This window comes from Flavobacteriales bacterium (genome assembly GCA_020435415.1).
Classification (GTDB): domain Bacteria; phylum Bacteroidota; class Bacteroidia; order JACJYZ01; family JACJYZ01; genus JACJYZ01.
In genome coordinates this window covers 1-20,704 of the sequence record JAGQZQ010000011.1, presented here as the reverse complement: position 1 = coordinate 20,704, position 20,704 = coordinate 1, and the positions used below count along the sequence as shown (strand labels likewise).

Here is a 20,704-nt window from a genome sequence, read left to right as displayed (position 1 = left end):
TCAGGTAGACGTTATCAAGTCTACCTATATATTTCAGTTTTTACTTACTCATGATCTCGATCAGCTCAACCTCAAAGATCAGTGTTTCATTGGGACCGATCTTAGGGGTTGGTGAATGCAGACCATAAGCCAGGTCACCGGGAATGAACACCTTCCATTTTGAACCAACGGGCATCAGTTGCAACGCCTCAGTCCACCCGGGAATCACCTGGTTTACCGCAAAGATAGCTGGTTCACCACGCTCTACGGAGCTATCGAACACATTGCCGTTAAGCAACGTGCCGGTGTAATGCACCTTTACCATATCACTGGCGGTTGGCTTTGCACCACTGCCTTTTTTCAGGACCTTATATTGCAGTCCGCTTTCGGTAACCACAACACCTTCTTCCTGTTTGTTTGCTTCAAGGAACTCACGTCCTTTCTCCAGCGCCGGTTGGCCGGCAACCTGCATTTCCTTTTCCTGCTCAGCCCTCATCGCTTGTTCCTTGGCTCCGAAATAAGTCTGCAGTGCCTGCTTGGCATCATCCTCTGAAACTTTCAGTTCCGCCTCGGCAAAGACATCCTTCATCGCTGCTGCAATGATCTCAGGTTTCAATTCATCAGCTTTCTGCATTTGCAAACTCTTTCCGATGTTTACACCAATGCTGTAACTGACTTTATCCGCTTCCTGGTTCAGGTCAATCGCAACTTCCGCTTCTTTGCCATTGTTGCATGCCGACAGCGCCATCACAGCCAATCCGCCAACATATAATAGATTTTTCATTCTCCTTTTGTTTTTTTAGGTAGACGGCAAAGCTAATGTTTTGAATGGAATTTCCGAGCGCATCCCTACCACATGCAAGCCCACACTGCTGTTAATAATTGTGAAAATCTTCCTTAATAATACAGGATTCCTATATTTGCAGCCGGCAGTACTCAACCGTTGATGTACACAACATAATCACCCGCAACACCTTTCATTATTATGCTACACCCTAACAAATGGATGCCGGCGCTGCTGTTGCTAACAGCCATCATTGCCCCCATCCACATACAAGCGCAGGATGCCGCTTCAGGTCCGCAACTGATCGAAAAGGCCGCAGCCAATCCATCTTCATTCGTCATTGGCTATGAGAAATGGCGTTACCCGAACGGACTCACCCTGATCATCCATGAAGACCACTCCGACCCTTTGGTGCACGTCGAGGTCACCTACCACGTCGGTTCAAATCGCGAAAGCCTTGGTAAATCAGGATTCGCACACTTCTTTGAGCACATGATGTTCCAGGGTTCCCGAAATGTAGGCGATGAGCAACATTTCAAGATCGTTTCCGAAAGCGGCGGCACCATGAACGGCACCACTAACCGCGACCGCACCAACTATTTCGAGACCGTACCTTCCAATCAACTCGAAACCATGTTATGGCTGGAGGCAGACCGGATGGGCTTTCTGCTGGATTCCGTAACCCAGAAAAAATTCGAGAACCAACGGGCTACCGTTAAAAACGAAAAATCACAAAACCAGGAAAACCAACCTTATGGCATGGTGTACGAGGTATTGTGTCAGAACCTCTACCCTTACGCACACCCTTACTCCTGGCCTACCATCGGCTATGTGGATGACCTGGACCGTGCGGATGTCAACGACCTCAGGAATTTCTTCATGCGCTGGTACGGCCCCAACAATGCCATCCTCACCGTGGCAGGGGACGTCGACCCGGAAGAAGTCAAGACCATGGTGGCCAAATATTTCGGCCCTATTCCCAAAGGTCCGGACGTTTACCCCATGAAGACCGATCCGGTGATCCTGCCGGTGGACAAATACGCCAATATCCAGGACGATGTCTACCTGCCCTTCACCATCATGGCGTTTCCCGGCCCCAAGAACTATCATAAGGATGAACCTGCGATGGATCTCCTCTCCCAGATCATGGGAGGCGGCAACAACTCTATCGTTTACCGTAAATTCGTAAAGAGCGAGAAAGCCATTCAGGCTGTCGTTGGTAACTTCAGCGGTGAGCTGGCCAGTGAGTTTGCCATCCAGGTCGTGGCCTACCCCAACCTGACCTTCAACGAAATTGAAAGTCTGATCCGCGAATGTATCAATGAGTTTGAAGCGGAGATCACAGACGATGCCCTGTCCCGTGTAAAGGCAAACACCGTGTCCGGACTGGTTGACGTGATGGGATCGGTTTCCTCCAAAGCATCAAACCTGACCCAATGGCAAATGTTGCTCGGCGACCGTCCTTTTAATCTTAATAAAGAGATTGAGCGCTACGAAAAGGTCACCCGCGAAGACCTCATCCGCGTGTTCAACAAATACATCAAGGGCCGTCAGGCAACTTTCGTGAATGTGGCTCCTGCCCCACCCGCTGTTGAAAAGGATGAAACCAAAAGCAAAAGCGTAAACCCTTACGCCAACGTTGAACACAAGGAAGAAGACCAATACAAGGACCTGAGCTACAATCCACCAAAAGACAACTTCGACCGGAGCAAACGTCCGGCCTCTGGCGCGGCCAAACCGGTCACCGTTCCTTCATTTTATAACGAGGATCTCATCAATGGCCTCCGCGTGATCGGCACACAGTTTACCGAAATGCCAAAAACGGCCATCCTTATTAATATGGATGGCGGTCACCTGCTGGAGGACGGAAAAAAATTCCGCGATGGAACAGCCATGCTTACCGCCAGTATCCTGAACGAAGGCACCGCTGTACATACCACAGAGCAGATCAGCGCAGAACTGGATAAGCTCGGCGCATCCATCAACTTCAGCAGCAGCGAGGACGGCACAAGCATTTTCGTGGAAACACCAACCAAAAACCTGGATGCAACCCTGAAATTACTGGATGAAAAGTTATTCCAACCCGGCTTCAAGGAAGATGACTTCAAACGCTCCAAAAAACAGGCCCTGGAATCAATCAGAAACCAGAAGTCGAATATGTCAACCCTGAGCCAAAAAGCATTTATGAAAGTGCTGTATGGCGATGATTCGCCGCTGGGACGTTTCTTTACCGGCACCTATGATGACGTGGACAAGATTTCCCTGGACGATGTCAGAGAATACTATAATCTGTACTACTCGCCATCGGTTGCACGTCTTGTGGTGGTTAGCGATCTCCCCCAGAAAGATGTACTCCCCAAACTGGAATTCCTGAAGAAATGGGAAAGAAAAGAGGTGCAGATCCCGCAAGTTCAGAAACCCCAGCTGCCGGAAGGCACGGAAATATATGTGTTGCATAAAGATTACGCCACTGCCTCACAGATTTCCATTGGCTACCCGATCGACCCTTACGATGCCCTGGGCGAACACTACAAAAAGACCATCATGAACTTTGCACTGGGCGGCGCATTCAACTCCAGGGTAAACCTGAATCTCCGCGAAGACAAAGGGTACACCTACGGAGCCCGCTCAAACTTCCAGGCCGGAAAGGAACCAGGTGTATTTATGGCTGGTGCAAGTGTAAAAACAGATGTGACCGATGAATCCGTGGTTGAATTCATGAAAGAGTTCAAGAAATACCGTGAAAGTGGCATCACGGATGAGGAGCTGGAGTTCACCAAGAACTCCCTGCTGCAAAGCGATGCACGACGCTACGAGACGCTTTACCAGAAAGCCAGGTTTCTTTCCAACATCCTGGAATACAAACTTCCGGCGGACTACACATCACAACAGGCACAGATTTTGAAGGGAATGACCAAAGATGAGATAAACAAGCTGGCAAAAGAACACCTGCCGGTTGATCACATGGTCATCGTAATTGTTGGAAACAAAAATCGCATCAAGAAGGACCTGGAAGCGCTGGGCTACGGAAAGGTCAAGGAAATCAAACTTTAAATTATCAAGTAATGCTTAGAAAGAATCTCCTATCAATCGTATTAACCACGGCTATTACGGGAAGTGGATTTGCACAGATGAACAACGTGCAAACCGCCAACAATATGCTACGGAGCGAACGTTATGCCGAGGCGAAGAAGGCCATTGATGACGCGGCTGCCAATGAAAGCACATCAAACCATGTCAAGATGTGGTATTACCGCGCCAAGGTCTATTATGATATCCATCAGAAGAAAAGTGACCTGGATCCAAATGCCATTGAGAAAGCTGCCGAAGCCACGATGCATTGCATTGATGTGGACGATAAGGAACTATACACCAAGGAAATGAGACAAATGCTGATCTCCTCCGCCGGCCTGATCAACAACAAAGCCATCGACAAATTGAATGAAGGCAAGAGCGATGAAGCAGAGGCCCTCTGGCTATCCATTCTGAAGATCGTTCCTTATGACAATCAGAAGTCGCTGGCCAGATCAAATCTTTCCGACAAGAACATTTATGTCAACTGCTATAGCGCCGCCATGCGTGCAGATAACAACGCCAAGGCCAAGGAGTATCTTCAGAAATTGATGGATATGAATTACAACGATCCATCCATTTACCTTGACATGAGCAACCTGTTCTACAAGGAAAATAACCTGGAGGAAGCATTGAAGTACGTAGAAAAAGGTCGTGCGCTTTTCGAGTCAGACAAGAATCTCATTACACAACAGGTGCATCTGTATGTAAAAATGGACCGGACCGATGATCTCATTTCCAAGCTCAATGAAGAACTCGCCAACGATCCTGAAGCCGCCAATCTGCTTTACCTGAGAGGAAAGTTACTGGAAAAGAAAGACGACAAAGCAGCGGAAGCGGAAGCGGATCTGAAGAAAGCCGCCGAACTGGATCCCGGCAACGCCGACTACTGGATTGATCTTGGTATTGCACAGTATAACGCAGCCGGCACATTGATTGAAACAGCGAATGCAATCAAAGACTTGAAAAAGTATGAAGCTGCCAAAGCCAAGGCCGATGCAAAATTCAAGGAAGCCGCCGGTAGCTTTGAAAGGGTTCAGGGCATGCAGCCGGAAAACACCGAAGTACTTGACCTGCTGAAGAAGGTTTATATCCGCACCAAAGAGGATGACAAATACAACGCGGTCAAAGCAAAACTGGAAGAACTACAGAACAAATAACAACAGACTTCCTACAAAACAAAAAAGACGTGCAAGTGCTGCACGTCTTTTTTTGCTTCATGACCTTCCTGTTAAAATCACAGGCGTTGTTCAATCTCCGCCAGTTTATCTTTCTTCCCAAGCCGGGTATAGATTTGCTGTAGCGACACAAGCACATTCCGGTCGTTCGGGTCAAGTGCATAAGCTTGTTCAAAATACACCAGCGCACTCTTGAAAGTCTCATCCGCTTTTGCCTTTTCCTTGTTGTATGCCTTCACATCCTTGATATCGTTGGCGCCATTCTGAATACGTACACCATAATTATAATACATGGCGCCCAGGTTATAGATCGCATCGAAGTAATCCGGTTTCATCGCGATCGCCTTTTCATAGTAGGTCTTGGCATTATCCACTTCTTCCAGGTTATCGTAAACCACACCCAGATTGTAGCATAGCTCCTCATTGTCAGGGAATTTTTCAATGGCCTTATGTAAAACTTCCTTGGCTTCAGGATACTTCTGATTGATCACGTAGTAACTGGCCAGCTGAGTGATGAGTCCACCATATTCGGGATAAAGCTCCGCTCCCTTTTCCACCGTATTCTTCCAGCCCAGGGTATCTCCGTTAAACCAGTGAGCTGAAGCCAGCAGGTTCCAGCACTCACCCTGTTTCATCTTCAGATCACAGGCACGGGTAAGCAGTGCAATGGCACCCTTATAATCTTCTGCCAGATATGCAGACTGGCCGCCGTAAAAATATGAGTTGGTATCACTGAACTCAATCAGATCGGATACTTCTACTGTTTTCTTGAAAAGCTCATGCGCTTTGGGGTAATCACCGCCATTCAGTGCTGCTGCCGCTTCGGTGAAATAACCACGTCTGCAATCATCCAGCCCTTTGGCAATGTCTTTTTCAAAGGAGCCTTTTTGGTCCAGCTCCTTGCAACGTAAGAAGGATGCATAGGCCTTCTCCAGTGCCTGGTCATCCAAATCTTTAAACTGACCTTCGGTTGAGCGATGCGCTTGTATCAGGGCATATATTTGTCCGCGGTAGAGCCAGGTCTTCGGATGATCCTTGCTTTTTTCATGGGTTGTTGCTTCATCGATGGCCGCTTTGGCTTTATCCAGTTGTTGTTCCTGCAAGTGGCCGTATGCCGTATAAACCTTGCCCATCTGAGCATTACCTGACAATGTTACCACCATAGCCAGTGTGAACATCAAAATGTACTTCATAGTTTGGAGTTTGGGGGATTAAAGCAAAGAGGAGGGCTACCCCTCCCCTTTGTCACTATTCATTTTCTTCTTCATTATTGTCCGGCTCCGGCGCATCTGGAGATTGTTGATCTTCCGCAGACCCTTCCACCGTTGTTTCTGTAACACCATCTTCAAGCATGTCCTCTTCTTCAAGCGCTTCAACACGGGCTACGGCTGCGATTTCATCATCCCGAAGGGTTATGATACGCACGCCCTGGGTGGCCCGGCCCATCACACGAAGTGAAGTTACACTGGAGCGGATCACGATACCTTTTTTGGTGATTACCATTAGGTCGTGCTCCTCGGTCACGTTCTTAATGGCGATAAGGTCACCGGTCTTATCCGTAATGTTAAGGGTTTTCACACCTTTACCACCCCGGTTGGTGATCCGGTAGTCTTCTATCGGTGAACGTTTTCCATAGCCTTTTTCTGAAACAACGAGGATCGTATCCGTTGGATTTTCGACACATACCATACCGATCACTTCGTCTTTCTTTCCATCGAGCTTGATACCTCTCACACCGGATGCATTTCTGCCCATAGGACGAACGGTGGATTCGTTGAAACGAATGGCTCGTCCGCTGCGAACGGCGATCAGAATTTCACTGGTACCATTGGTAAGTCTGGCTTCCAGCAACTGATCTCCATCCCGGACAGTAATGGCATTGATCCCATTCTGACGCGGACGGGAATACGCTTCCAGGGTGGTTTTCTTGATCACACCCTGCTTGGTACACATCACGATATAATTATTCGCGATGTACTCTTCATCCTTCAGATCCTTCACATTAATGTATGCCTTCACCTTATCGTCCTGTGCAATATTGATGAGATTCTGAATGGCCCGGCCTTTGGAAGCCTTGTTGCCTTCAGGTATCTCGTAGGCACGCAACCAGTAACATTTACCCTGTTCGGTAAAGAACAACAGGTAATTGTGGTTTGTTGCCACAAACATATGCTCCAAAAAGTCTTCATCGCGGGTATTACTTCCACGCGACCCGACACCTCCCCTGTTTTGTACACGGTATTCGGTGAGCGGAGTACGTTTTACATAACCCAGGTGTGAGATGGTGATCACGACCGCCTCATCAGCGATCATGTCCTCAATGCGCATGTCGCCGCCGGCGTATTCGATCTGTGTCCGACGTTTGTCGCCATACTTATCCCTGACTTCAATCAGTTCTTCCTTGATAATACCCATCCGGAGATCTTCGTTGGCCAGCACTTCCTTATAGTGTGCGATCATCTTCATCAGTTCCGCATGCTCTTCCTTCACCTTCTCTCTTTCAAGACCGGTCAGTTTTTGGAGACGCATATCCAGGATCGCGCGTGCCTGAATTTCTGACAACTGGAACCTGGACATCAACCCTTCACGGGCTTCTTCCGGTGTATGCGATCCACGGATCAACGCGATCACCTCATCCAGGTGATCAATGGCGATCAGCAATCCTTCGAGGATGTGTGCCCTTTTCTCCGCCTGATCCAGTTCATATTGTGTTCTGCGAATCACCACCTCATGGCGGTGATCCACAAAATGCACGATCATATCTTTCAGATTGAGCATCACCGGACGGCCTTTCACCAGCGCGATATTGTTCACCCCGAAGGAGGTTTGAAGTGCTGTATACTTAAAGAGTTTATTAAGAACCACGTTGGGGATCACATCCCTGCGCAGTTCATAAACCACCCGCATACCATTGCGGTCGGATTCATCTCTTATATCGGTAATACCATCTATTTTCTTCTCGTTGACCAGTTCGGCGGTCTTGCGTATCATCTCCGCTTTATTCACCTGGTAAGGAATCTCTGTCACGATGATGCGTTCCTTGCCGTTATCCATGGATTCGAACTCCGTCTTTCCACGCATTACAACACGACCGCGGCCGGTCTCGAATGCTTCTTTCACTCCTTCATAACCGTAGATGATCCCTCCCGTCGGGAAGTCAGGCGCCTTGATATGCTCCATCATCCCTTCCACGGTGATCTCACGATTGTCGATATAAGCTACGGTGGCATTGATCACCTCTGTGAGGTTGTGAGGCGGCATGTTCGTAGCCATACCCACGGCAATACCGGATGCACCGTTGACCAGCAAGCTGGGTATCCGGGTGGGCAGTACGGTCGGCTCTTCCAGCGAGTCATCAAAGTTCAGTTGAAAATCAACCGTGTTCTTATCCAGGTCACTCAGCATTTCTTCGGCGATCTTGCGAAGACGTGCCTCGGTATACCTCATGGCTGCCGGGCTGTCGCCATCGACGGAACCGAAGTTACCCTGACCGTCAACCAGCGGGTAACGCAACGACCAGGTCTGAGCCATCCGCACCATCGAGTCATACACGGCAGTATCCCCGTGCGGGTGATACTTACCGAGGACTTCCCCGACGATCCTGGCAGACTTCTTATAAGGGCGATTGGAAAGCACGCCCAGTTCCTGCATTCCGAAAAGAATTCTCCGATGCACGGGCTTCAATCCATCCCTGACATCCGGGAGGGCACGTGCCACAATGACCGACATAGAATAATCTATGTAGGCGGTCTTCATTTCCTCCTCTATATTGATCCGAACAATTTTTTCTCCGTCTCCTTCCATGTTATTTTGACATTATTTGTTATTTAGCACGAAATTTGTTGTAATTAGCGTGAAGATAAGGAAAAGCAGCTGCCTGGGCAGGTAAAAAATCCTAACAAATTACTAACAAATTTTTGTTGATAATTATAGGCCTGGAAAACAGGGCAAAACGCACTGCCAGCCTTATTTTTGGATACCAGCGAATCGGTATCGGTCACGCACATCCTGTAACAGTTTATTACGGGTGGGCGTTAAAGAAAAAAAGACTGTAACCAATAGCGAAATATAGCGTCATGGAAGCCAAATTCTCACCAAGGGTCAAAGATGTGATCACCTACAGCCGGGAAGAAGCCCTGCGGTTAGGGCATGATTACATCGGTGCCGAGCACCTTTTGTTGGGTATCATACGCGAAGGTGAGGGTATGGCAATGAAGATCCTGCGCTCCCTGGATGTAGATCCCATCGAATTAAGAAAGGCCATTGAAAACACCATCAAGGGAAGCAGCAAAAAAGTGGTTCCCTCCGGAAACATCCCACTGGTCAAACAGGCGGAAAGGGCCCTGAAGATCACCTATCTCGAAGCGAAACTTTTTAAAAGCAGCATGATCGGAACCGAACACCTGCTGCTTTCCATACTGAAGGATACAGATAATGTCGCCACACAGATCCTTCATCAGTTTGATGTGGATTATGAAACCGTTAAAGACGAATTAGAATTGTTACTATCTGACCCACGCGCCGAGTTTCCCGGCAACCCCACTGACGATGATGACGATCAGGACAATGATTTCGATGCCGGTCCAAGCGGCAAGAAATCAGGAGACACGAAATCACGAACCCCCGTATTGGATAACTTCGGACGTGACCTTACCGCTGCTGCGGAAGAAGGGCGTCTGGACCCGATCGTAGGTCGTGAAAAAGAGATCGAACGTGTTTCACAGATCCTCAGCCGTCGCAAAAAGAACAACCCGATCCTCATCGGTGAACCCGGTGTAGGTAAATCAGCCATCGCCGAAGGCCTGGCCCTTCGCATTATCCAACGTAAAGTGTCACGGGTACTTTTCAATAAAAGGATCGTGACCCTTGATCTCGCCTCCCTTGTGGCAGGCACCAAATACCGCGGACAATTCGAGGAGCGCATGAAAGCCGTCATGAATGAACTGGAGAAATCTCCGGATGTGATCCTCTTCATTGATGAAATTCACACCATCATCGGTGCCGGAGGTGCTTCAGGCTCCCTGGATGCATCCAATATGTTCAAGCCCGCACTTGCGCGCGGAGAGATCCAGTGCATCGGCGCCACCACCCTTGATGAGTACCGCCAGTATATCGAAAAGGATGGCGCCCTGGACCGTCGCTTCCAAAAGGTGCTGGTTGATCCCACCACTCCGGAAGAGACCGTAGAGATCCTGAACAACATCAAGGAAAAATACGAGGATCATCATAATGTGACCTATACGGATGATGCCATTAAAGCATGTGTGGAACTAACCGCCCGCTACATCACTGACCGTCACCTGCCGGATAAGGCAATTGATGCACTTGATGAAGCCGGTTCACGTGTTCACATCACCAACATCAACGTACCCAAGGCGGTGATCGAGATCGAAAAGAAGATCGAAGAGATCAAGGAAGAAAAGAGCCGCGTGGTGCGCAGCCAGAAGTACGAGGAAGCAGCCAAGCTGCGTGACACGGAGAGACAACTGCACGAACAACTCGATACCGCCAAGAAGAAGTGGGAAGAGGAAACGCGCTCTCATCGCGAAACAGTTGCAGAAGAGAACGTAGCTGAGGTTGTTGCAATGATGACCGGTGTTCCCGTTCAGCGGATCGCGCAAAACGAAAGCACCAAGCTGCTGAGCCTGGGCGCTGACCTGGAAGGCAAAGTCATCGGACAGGAAGACCCGATCAAAAAGGTGGTGAAAGCCATACAGCGTAATCGCGCCGGACTTAAAGATCCGAACAAACCGATCGGTACCTTTATTTTCCTGGGACCTACCGGTGTTGGTAAAACACAGTTGGCCAAAGAACTTTCCAAGAACCTGTTCGACAGTGATGATGCACTCATCCGCATTGACATGAGCGAATACATGGAGAAGTTTGCTGTATCCCGACTCGTAGGAGCCCCTCCCGGATATGTGGGTTATGAAGAAGGCGGACAGCTTACTGAAAAGGTAAGACGCAAACCTTACAGTGTTGTGCTGCTTGATGAGATCGAGAAAGCCCATCCGGATGTATTCAACCTTCTTCTGCAGGTGCTTGATGATGGTCAGCTGACCGATAGCCTCGGACGTAAGGTGGATTTTAAGAATACCATCATCATCATGACATCCAATATTGGATCACGTCAGTTGAAGGATTTCGGACAAGGTGTCGGCTTCAGCACGGACGCAAAACAAAAAGGTGCCAACGAACACGAAAAAGGTGTGATTGAGAATGCGCTTAAAAAGACATTCGCACCTGAGTTCCTGAACCGGATTGATGACATAGTTCTCTTTAACAGTCTGAGCAGAGAGGATATACACAAGATCATTGACGTGGAACTTCAAAAGGTATTCGACCGTATTGAAAAGATCGGATACCAGATTGAACTGACCCCGGAAGCCAAGGATTACATTGCCGAGAAAGGTTTTGATCTTCAGTTCGGCGCCCGTCCCCTGAAGCGTGCCATCCAGAAGTACCTGGAAGATCCGTTGGCAGAGGAAATCATCCAGGCAAAACTGGAAGAGGGTGATAAGGTCCAGATCTCATACGACAAGGACAAAGACGAGATCGTGGTGAAAGCCGTGAAAGGAAAAGCACCTGCCAAGAAGAAAACAAAAGGCAAGTCTGAAGAACCGGAAGCCGAGAATGAATCAGGTGAAAACACCAAGTAAAAAAAAGGGAGCGATTTCGCTCCCTTTTTTTTATAGACATATAGACGGTCAGATATTAGGCCGTCAGAAATTGTCAACCAATATTACTTATCAAAAATATCCATGACCTGCTTGCTCACTCCCACATTAGAGAAGCCGCCATCATGATAAATATTCTGCATGGTCACCATACGGGTCAGGTCAGAGAACATCACTACACAAAGGTTGGCGCAATCGTCCGCTGACGCATTGCCCAGCGGAGACATGCTCTGTGCATAATTGAAAAATGCATTGAATCCTGATATTCCTGAACCGGCTGTGGTCATGGTGGGACTTTGTGAAATCGTATTCACCCGGATCTTCTTCTCCTTGCCATAATGATAACCGAAGCTACGTGCGATAGACTCCAGCACGGCTTTGGCTTCGGCCATGTCATTGTAATCCGGAAATACCCGTTGTGCTGCAATGTATGACAAAGCCAGCACAGATGCCTCTTCGTTCAGTGCATCCAGCTTGCGAGCCACCTGCATAACCTTGTGAAATGACAAAGCCGAAATATCAAGGGTCTTCAGAAAGAAGTCATAGTTAAGATCGGTGTATGGCTTTCCTTTTCGCACGTTCGGTGACATGCCAATGGAGTGCAACACAAAATCGATCTTACCTCCCAACGCATCCATGGATTCGGTATACAGTTTCTCAAGGTCTTCAAGATTGGTGGCGTCGGCGGGAATGAGTTTGGCTTCGCATTTCTCCGACAGCTCGCTGATCGCACCCATACGCAATGCAACGGGCGCATTGGTCAATGTGAACCGGCCACCTTCGTCATAAACCTTCTCCGCCACCTTCCAGGCGATGGAATTGGCATCCAGTGCGCCGAATATAATTCCTCTTTTTCCCTGTAACAATGAATGTCCCATTTGTGTCAATTTTTAGAAAGGACAAACCTAATGGAAATATTTGAATCTGGGATACAGGCGTCATTCATTTGCGTTTGCAGGCACCTCCGGACTTTCAACCCCGGGTTTCACCGGCTGCTCCTTTGTCTTTTCGGACCATTCCGACATGATCCATAGCAAAAGAAGGGCGATCACCAGTAGAATAAAGTATCGTGGATTCTTATACAAAGGCTTACGATGAAAGTTCCGGTGGAAGCGTTGGTAATTATGCGTCAGCTTCCCGAAGTCCTTATACTTCAGCATATCCTGCTCCGACATTTCCTGCCGGTCCTTCCCTATGGTATATTTCTTACCCGGCTGATCCATGATTCCTTTTCAAAGTAATGGTTTTTTTAACTTTCTCGAGAATCCGGTAAGTTCTGATTTTAGCGGCGGCCTCTTTCACTCCTAATACTTCACCGATTTCCTTAAAAGATAAACCCTCAAAGAAACGCATCTCAACAATGTCCGAATCCATTCTATCCAGGCGGGACAACGCATCTAGCAAGGCCACCCGGACTTCTTCATTGTCGGCATTCTCATCCACCTCATTCAGCATCTGCATGGCAATGGTCTCATCCAAAACAACGTGCTGGCCCTTTTTGCTCTTTCGGTAGTACTGCGCAATCTCACTGATGGCAATCCTGAACAACCAGGCAGAAAACGGAACCCTGGTTGCCTTGAACTTTTTCAAACCGATCATGGCCTTCATAAAAACGTTGGCTGTTACATCTCCGCTGGCATCAGCATCGGCCATTCTTCTGAAAACAAACACAAAGATCACCTTGAAGTAACGATCATACAGCACACCGAACCGTTTGGGATCCTTTTGCGCAGCCTGGATCTCGGCGTGTTCCTTCAGAATTTCTTCCCTGGATTTGTGGTGCTTATTCAAAGGCGTGCAGACTGAGTTTCCTCCATCATAATACAAACATGGTAAAAAGGAACACAGTGCACAACAGGCATCAAAAGATGTGGGATACTCCGGGCAAATTATTTTGTCACCGTGGCCGATGCCAGGGCTTGGCATCCCTGTGCATCGGTGATGGGTAGAGTGTAGGTTGCCGGCATATGGCCCTGAAGAGGTAGGTGCGGTGGTAGAGTTGCTTCAGAGAAATCCATATGGTGGCGTGCCATCAACATCCACGATAACAAAAACATTTCCGTTATGGTCCCCCAACCGGTTAAAACAGGTAAATAACCGGAATGAGATGTGCCTGATTAATATTTTAGCGTCAAGGGTAAAGCGATACCACTTAGGTTCATTGCGGAATACATCCTGAGCAATCGCTGCAGTTCTCAATCCACACATCAAAGCAGGAATCACACTCTACGCTCGGTACAAACTTACAAAAGAAAATATTAATTATCAACCACATAAATGAAATGGCTATCCACCGAAAGTCACAACATTCCCCACTCGTAAGGCTGGTACAGTCAATGACACAAAGTGAAAAACGGTACTTCAAGCTTAATGCACAACACAATCAAAAAGGCAAGGGCAATTACATTCTCCTTTTCGATCTCATAGACAAGCGTGGAACAGATCGCAGAACTCCTCTATCCAGGGATGTTTCCAGCCAGGTTTTTCTCCGGCAACTGCCAACATTACGGCACACTCTGTACGAACAGTTACTAAGGTCCCTGGCCTCTTTTCACAAGAAATCATCCGCCAGCTTACAAATAAGGGACCTGCTGGACCAGGTAGAGGTACTGGCCATGAAAGGCATGTATGATGAAGCGGGAAAGATCCTGAAGAAATCCCAAAAGCTCGCGTCGCAATATGAGAAACACGAATTTCTGATTGCCATCGCCAAGTGGGATGAGGCGCTGGTTGATATCCAGGTGGAGGAAGGTGAAAGCGAAGCCCGCATTCAGGAATTGTTAAAGTTAAAGGTTCGTAGCTTCGAAGTACTGGAAAACCTCAGTCAGTATAAAAGCCTCTATTTCAAACTGGCCCATGTTGTATCTCACTGGGGAATATTTGCAGGTACGGAACGGGAAACGACAGCGGTATCCCAACATCCATTGCTGGCAGATCCGTCCAATGCCTTGTCTACCGAAGCACTTATATATTACAACTACATATGGTATGGTATCCATGGCTATGTAGACCCTGATATACCAAAAGCCAGAGCGTACATCCAAAAAACCGTCGCCCTTTTTGAACATACCCACCCGGGCTGGATTTACGAAAACCAGGCCTTGTACATCAAGGCGCTATACCACATGGGACTTGTTGCTCCAGCGGTTGACGCCTATCAAACGATCAATGAAACACTTGAAAAGATCCAGACCATTGAAGCACGAAGTGAGAACATGGAGTGGATCAGACAAGGCAGAATCATGGTATTAACAGGGTTGTCCTGGAATTTCAGGGAAAAGAATGAACAATTACTTGCAGAGGTGGAAAGCATGGCGCGCCAGGTAGAAGGTGCCCGCAAATTCCTGCCTTCTTCCATTCAATCACTTATCTACAGACACATCAGTGCTATATATTTTTCAATGGGAAAGTACCGCGAAGCCCAGGCGTATTGCCATTTCTTTCTAAACGATAAGGTACTGAGAACCCGCTTTGACGGAACACTTCACATCAAGTACCTCACCATATTACTGCACTACGAGTCAGGAGATCACGCCTTATTAACATCCACCTTGTCTTCTGCTGAGACCATGTTTCGCAAAAAAGGAAAACTTTATCCACTGGAGGAAGCGACGTTGCGTTTTTTTAAGAAGGTGCTCAAAGGGAAGAATTTCCCTGAAATACCCGAGCGGCTTTTGACAGAGTTCACAATGGATATTGAGAATATCGCTTACAGCAACAGCTCAGATAAGATCATGGTCAGAGTCAGTGGCATCCGGGAATGGATCAAAACAAAAACCGAGACGGGCAATCAGTGAACGTAGCTTCCGGCGTTCACATCAAACGTTCCTCCGGTCGCATGATCCGCGAGACCGCTGGCAAGAAAGGTGACCAACGGAGCAATGTCCGAGGGCGTTGTCAGATTGGGAAGTGCGATATCATTCAAAGCGAAATCCTCACCATATTCATCCATAAAGTCCTGCGCCATATCCGTCCGGACAAATCCCGGCGCAACCACAAATGCCTTCACCCCTTTTTTACCATAATACCTGGCAATTGACCGGGTAAAGGGAATCACTCCACCCTTGGAAGCTGCATATGCCAGGTACTCCGGCGTGTCTCCCCGAAATGAAGCCCTGGATGCAATATTGATGATCCGGCCACCACCACGTTCTTCAAAATGACCCAGCGTTTTTCTGCACAATAACGCCATAGCCGTGAGATTTACATTCATGGTGCTGTGCCAGTCGGCGAGCCAATCTTCGTCGGAGTTGTCCACCGGAGAATGAATAGCAACACCGGCATTGTTTATCAGGACATCCACGGAACCAAATTCCTTTACCACATTTTCAAACAACTTGATGGTCTCAATGGGATTGGAAAGTTCTGCGGAGAATGCCCGGGCACCATTGCCCAACTCATCGGCAAGTCTTTCCGCCTTCTCCGCACTTTTTGAATAATGAACGGAAACCCGTGCACCGGCACCGGCCAGGCTCCGGGCAAGGGCCTCCCCTATCCCCCTGCTCGCGCCGGTAAGAAGAATATTTTTACCACTCAGATCTATATTCACCTCTAACTACTATCTACTTACTACTAACGACTGTCTACGTATTTGCAATCTGAACCGACATCTTGTCCAGGCATGCCTCGACCGATTGATATATCAGACCGAGTTCAAAATCAGAAATACAATACGGCGGGAGGATGTACAGGATATTTCCGAGCGGTCTCATAAGAATCCCTTCTCCCATAAAGTATTCGTACAACCGGTCTCTGATATTATCAAAATAGCCGGATTCAAGACCGGTATCAACCTCAATGACCAGGATCACTCCTTTGTGCCTGCAATCTTTCACCAGGGGATGGTGACGTATCTTACTTCTGAAGGTCGCATGGTTAAGCGAAATGCGCTCAACATGCTCCATGCTTTTCTCATTCTCGAAAATATCCAGACTGGCCAATGCCGCAGCACACGTCATCGGGTTGGCGGTAAACGAGTGACCATGAAAGAAGGTCTTCATCCGATCATCCGAATAAAACACATCATAAATTTCCTGCGTCGCGCTTGTTACGCCCATGGCCATCACACCTCCGGTAAGGCCTTTGGAAAGGCATACCATATTCGGTTTTTCCAGAAGTTGATCGCAGGCGAAGAAAGTCCCGGTGCGACCAAAACCGGTCATCACCTCATCCGCTATAGTCAGAATATCATGCTCCCTGCACATGGCGATCATTTCATCCAACACACCAGATTCATACATGACCATACCTGCGGTGCCCATGATCAATGGCTCGAAAATAAATGCAGCGATATCATCCGCATTTATATCACACTGATGCCGGAGTTTCTGCAGCACCTCCTCCTCTTTTCCGGGAAGTGGCACATCTATGAAAATGGTATCGAAAAACAGATCTGCAAAGGGTCGGGTAAAGGCACCTCTGGCGCTAACGGCCATGGCACCGAAGGTATCACCGTGGTAGGCTCCTCTCAGCGCAATGAACTTTTTCTTGTGCTTTCCCTGATTGTGCCAGTATTGTATAGACATCTTCAAGGCAACCTCCACTGCCGTAGAACCGTTATCGGAGAAAAATATCTTTTGCTGATTGTCCGGCAAACGTTGGAGCAGGCGCTCGGAAAGTTCCATGGCACCATCATGTGTAAATCCGGCAAATATCACATGCTCGAGCGTTGCCGCTTGCTTTGCCAACCTTGAAGCAATATAGGGATGGCTGTGGCCGTGAATGTTGGTCCACCAAGAAGCCCCTGCATCCAGGTAGCGGGTACCATCCGCAGCCTCAATCCAGGCGCCTTCCGCCTTTACAATATGAACATTCGGCGCGGCATTTTTCGCCTGTGTGTACGGGTGCCAGATGTACTTTACATCCCTGTCTGTACTCATACGTGTTCGAACAATTTATCCCGCAGCCCCGTGAACTGAGCCGCCTGTTCGGTCACCGCCTGTTGATTAATCACCTTCAAGCCGGGAATGCGTCCAAGACATGGCAAACCGGTATAGGACAGGATAATTTCCTCGCAGGCCGGGTAGTTGGTATCATCATTGAAAATGACGCCCAGAATTGGAATCTTTTTACTTTTCAGAAACTCTACGGTCAGTAGCGTGTGATTGATGCTTCCCAGATAATTCATAGACACCAGGATCACAGGACAATCCAGCTTCTGGATCAGATCCACCATTAATTCATCCTCGTTCAGAGGTACCATAACACCCCCGGCGCTTTCAATCACCAGGAGATTATCCGTACGGGGGATTTTGATATTCTTTATTCTAATCTCCACACCATCCATCGGTGCAGCAGCATGAGGCGAGATACCATTCCTGAGCATAATCCCTTCCGGGTGAATCTTACTCCTGTTATTACTGATGAGGGCGCCTACCTTTTTAGAGTCGGTATTTGCCAGATCTCCCGTTTGGACAGGCTTCCAGTAATCTGCTTGCCAGGCTTCAACCAAAACAGCAGACACCAGGGTCTTTCCGATGTCCGTACCGATACCTGTCAAAAAAACTTTTTTCATTGTTACTTCATTTTATCGGAAAAGAGAGTTCTAAGCTTTGGTTTCCGAAAATAACGATTCCCTGACGGATTTTACAGCCAAAACCAATTCGCTTAACTCCTCTTCTGTATTAAATGCATGCAAACAGAACCTGATCCGTTCCTCTCCCTTCGCAACCGTAGGATGCATCATGGCCCGGGCATCAATTTGCCTGTCCATCAATCCCGATGACAACGCACGAACCAATGACGTTCCCTCCACAATCAGTGAAACCAGTGGCCCTTCTCCACCCAGTACCATACCTGCATTCAAATCAGACAAGGCTTGATACAGATTTCTGCTCAGCTTTTCCACATGCGATCGCTCTGCCCGCATGCCTGCCACATGGTCATATGACTGGCGGATCAGGTCCAGATTTACCGGAGGCATAGCGGTAGTATAAATAAAGGGCCTGGCAAAGTTAATCAGATACTCACGAACCACTTTTGATGTAACGATGGATGCACCTGAACAGCCAAATGCTTTGCCGTAAGTATATATCACAGCAAACACCTGGCCGGACAACCCTTCAGCATGCACCCTGCCCTCCCCTTTCTCCCCTTTCAGACCACAGGCGTGCGCCTCATCTACAATAAGACAAGCCTGATATGAATCGCATATGGATACCAATTCCTTCAACGGCGCCAGATCTCCATCCATGGAATAAATGGACTCGACCACAACATATGCCTGACCGGTGGCCTTCCTTAACCGATCGGCCAGGTGATCCATATCCTGGTGCCTGAAAGCATGAGCCTTTGCAACACCCAACCGGATGCCATCCCTGATCGAAGCATGGCATTTCTCGTCATAGATTACAGTATCATTCCGTTGCGGACAGGTTGAAAGCAAAGCCAGGTTGGCCATGTATCCGGCATTGAACAGAAGCGCAGCCTCATTGCCATGAAAGGCAGCAATCTGTTCTTCCAGCCCTTCTGCCAGTCTGGAATGGCCGGTTAGCAAGCGTGAACCTGTAGACCCGGAAGGCAGATCAGGTGATGCTCTCAAAAGGTGATGGTGATTGATTCCCAGGTAATCGTTGGATGAGAAGTCGGCGCACCCGGGAACGGGAGCCCGTAATGTACGGTATGCATGCACGTCCTCCCTTTCCTTTAATTTTCTCAGGATCGACGACGGTACTGCGGACATAACAAATTATAAGTTCCTGTTGGATCAGGCAGACACCTCATCCCGGTCTGCCGTAACGGGTGATTTTGGTTGGGTAAAAGCTTTACGGGGCTTCAGGTTCAGATCGTTGAACAATTGCATGTCCTCATTGAACGCGGGGTTCGGTGTGGTTAACAACTTATCTCCGGCAAAGATCGAATTGGCGCCTGCCATGAAACAGAGCGCCTGACCTTCCTGACTCATTTGCGTGCGACCGGCGGACAACCTGACCACGGAAGCGGGCATCACAATTCTGGCGGTAGCGATCATGCGAACCATATCCCAAATCGGAACCAGGGGGCGTCCTTCCATGGGTGTACCATCAACAGGAACCAATGCATTGATAGGTACAGAGTCCGGATGAGGGTCTAAACAAGCCAGGGTGTGGATCATACCCACTCTGTCATCAATGCTTTCACCCATGCCGATGATTCCACCCGAGCACACGGAAAGCTTAGCTTTTCTAACATTGCCCAAGGTCTCCAGGCGGTCTTCATATTTTCTGGTGGTGATTATACTTTCATAGTGTTCACCGGAAGTATCAACATTATGGTTGTATGCGTACAAGCCGGCATCAGCAAGTCTGTCGGCCTGCTCCTGGGTGATCATACCCATCGTACAGCACACTTCCATTTCCATATCGGTGATTTGCCGAACCATTTCCAAAACATGGTCAAAATCCCGGTTATCCCTCACCTCGCGCCAGGCAGCACCCAGACAAACACGTGATGCGCCATTGGATTTCGCATTGCCGGCGAATTCCACTACCCTATCTACAGAGAGTAATTTATGTGCTTCCAGTCCCGTATTGTAACGGGCGGCTTGGGGACAATAAGCACAATCCTCAGGACAACCTCCGGTTTTAACACTTAACAGGGAACTCACCTGTACCTCGGAAGGATCATGGTATTGACGGTGGACAGATGCCGCTTCATAGATCAGATCCATGAAAGGTTTTTCGTAGATGGCCTTGATTTCCTCGCGGCTCCAGTTATGTTTTATTTCTTGCATATCTCGCTTCAGATTCGCCTGTAAAGATAGCTATTTCAACGAAACCTGAAGGGCGTAAACCGACAGGAAATTTCACCCATTCAGGATTACCCCTTTTTCTGCAGATTCTCCCTCAGTTCCGTCATCGGCCTCGACACATTAAAATAAAGCTCCTTGATCTTTTTTCTATTCGCATTGGATTCCTGCACGGAAGTATCCAGAATGACCTGATCCACCGACCCACCTATCAGGTTCTGGGATTCTGCACTCAGGCCAAGTGCTGCCAGCACCTGGAATTCGTCATTGAGCTTCATCACCACCATGG

Annotated in this window: 16 protein-coding genes; 4 read left to right on the top strand and 12 right to left on the bottom strand. The window is 48.3% G+C overall.

Going from position 1 to position 20,704, the window contains the following annotated elements:
* Positions 1-40: 40 nt before the first annotated feature.
* The gene (locus KDD36_03510; GenBank protein MCB0395693.1) at positions 41-727 is read right to left on the bottom strand and encodes an FKBP-type peptidyl-prolyl cis-trans isomerase; all 687 of its coding nucleotides are present in this window, start codon (positions 725-727) and stop codon (positions 41-43) included.
* Positions 728-964: 237 nt separating this feature from the next.
* Here KDD36_03510 and KDD36_03505 point away from each other — a divergent pair, with 237 nt between their 5' ends.
* Together KDD36_03505 and KDD36_03500 are read left to right on the top strand one after the other, a co-directional pair.
* On the top strand, positions 965-3,817 hold the full coding sequence (locus tag KDD36_03505; protein MCB0395692.1) for an insulinase family protein: 2,853 nt from the start codon (positions 965-967) through the stop codon (positions 3,815-3,817).
* An 11-nt stretch (positions 3,818-3,828) separates the two neighbouring features.
* Positions 3,829-4,995: a hypothetical protein gene (locus KDD36_03500; GenBank protein MCB0395691.1), complete on the top strand. Its 1,167-nt coding sequence runs from the start codon at positions 3,829-3,831 to the stop codon at positions 4,993-4,995.
* Between the two features lie 77 nt (positions 4,996-5,072).
* On the opposite strand, the gene KDD36_03495 is transcribed toward KDD36_03500, so the two are convergent.
* Both KDD36_03495 and gyrA read right to left on the bottom strand, forming a co-directional pair.
* Positions 5,073-6,206, bottom strand: coding sequence for a tetratricopeptide repeat protein (locus tag KDD36_03495; protein MCB0395690.1), 1,134 nt, complete (start codon positions 6,204-6,206; stop codon positions 5,073-5,075).
* A gap of 55 nt (positions 6,207-6,261) precedes the next feature.
* Positions 6,262-8,817, bottom strand: a complete 2,556-nt coding sequence (gene gyrA / locus KDD36_03490; protein MCB0395689.1) for a DNA gyrase subunit A — start codon at positions 8,815-8,817, stop codon at positions 6,262-6,264.
* A gap of 272 nt (positions 8,818-9,089) precedes the next feature.
* On the opposite strand from gyrA, the gene KDD36_03485 reads away from it, so the two are divergent.
* A complete protein-coding gene (locus KDD36_03485) occupies positions 9,090-11,672 on the top strand; it encodes an ATP-dependent Clp protease ATP-binding subunit (protein ID MCB0395688.1) in 2,583 nt (860 codons plus the stop codon).
* 83 nt (positions 11,673-11,755) lie between these two features.
* Here the strand turns inward: KDD36_03485 and KDD36_03480 are convergent, their stop codons facing one another.
* From KDD36_03480 to KDD36_03470, 3 genes are read right to left on the bottom strand one after another with little or no spacing between them, the layout of a single operon-like run.
* Positions 11,756-12,568, bottom strand: a complete 813-nt coding sequence (locus KDD36_03480) for an SDR family oxidoreductase (protein ID MCB0395687.1) — start codon at positions 12,566-12,568, stop codon at positions 11,756-11,758.
* A gap of 60 nt (positions 12,569-12,628) precedes the next feature.
* Entirely contained in the window at positions 12,629-12,913 is a 285-nt protein-coding gene (locus KDD36_03475) for a hypothetical protein (GenBank protein ID MCB0395686.1), read from the bottom strand.
* Complete coding sequence (locus tag KDD36_03470; protein MCB0395685.1) at positions 12,897-13,481, bottom strand: sigma-70 family RNA polymerase sigma factor; 585 nt, start codon at positions 13,479-13,481, stop codon at positions 12,897-12,899. Before KDD36_03470 ends, KDD36_03475 begins: the two co-directional genes overlap by 17 nt.
* A gap of 545 nt (positions 13,482-14,026) precedes the next feature.
* On the opposite strand from KDD36_03470, the gene KDD36_03465 reads away from it, so the two are divergent.
* The gene (locus tag KDD36_03465) at positions 14,027-15,487 is read left to right on the top strand and encodes a hypothetical protein (GenBank protein MCB0395684.1); all 1,461 of its coding nucleotides are present in this window, start codon (positions 14,027-14,029) and stop codon (positions 15,485-15,487) included.
* Here the strand turns inward: KDD36_03465 and KDD36_03460 are convergent.
* The 6 genes from KDD36_03460 to KDD36_03435 all read right to left on the bottom strand — a co-directional run.
* The gene (locus KDD36_03460; protein ID MCB0395683.1) at positions 15,481-16,233 is read right to left on the bottom strand and encodes an SDR family oxidoreductase; all 753 of its coding nucleotides are present in this window, start codon (positions 16,231-16,233) and stop codon (positions 15,481-15,483) included. The two genes, KDD36_03465 and KDD36_03460, sit on opposite strands and share 7 nt — an antisense overlap.
* Positions 16,234-16,273: 40 nt before the next feature.
* Positions 16,274-17,569, bottom strand: coding sequence for an adenosylmethionine--8-amino-7-oxononanoate transaminase (bioA, locus tag KDD36_03455; protein ID MCB0395682.1), 1,296 nt, complete (start codon positions 17,567-17,569; stop codon positions 16,274-16,276).
* Positions 17,566-18,204, bottom strand: coding sequence for a dethiobiotin synthase (gene bioD / locus KDD36_03450; GenBank protein ID MCB0395681.1), 639 nt, complete (start codon positions 18,202-18,204; stop codon positions 17,566-17,568). Before bioD ends, bioA begins: the two co-directional genes overlap by 4 nt.
* Before the next feature lie 30 nt (positions 18,205-18,234).
* Positions 18,235-19,371, bottom strand: coding sequence for an aminotransferase class I/II-fold pyridoxal phosphate-dependent enzyme (locus tag KDD36_03445; protein ID MCB0395680.1), 1,137 nt, complete (start codon positions 19,369-19,371; stop codon positions 18,235-18,237).
* Positions 19,372-19,395: 24 nt separating this feature from the next.
* Positions 19,396-20,400: a biotin synthase BioB gene (gene bioB, locus KDD36_03440; protein ID MCB0395679.1), complete on the bottom strand. Its 1,005-nt coding sequence runs from the start codon at positions 20,398-20,400 to the stop codon at positions 19,396-19,398.
* 86 nt (positions 20,401-20,486) lie between these two features.
* On the bottom strand, positions 20,487-20,704 hold a 218-nt coding region (locus KDD36_03435; GenBank protein MCB0395678.1), incomplete at its 5' end, for a hypothetical protein.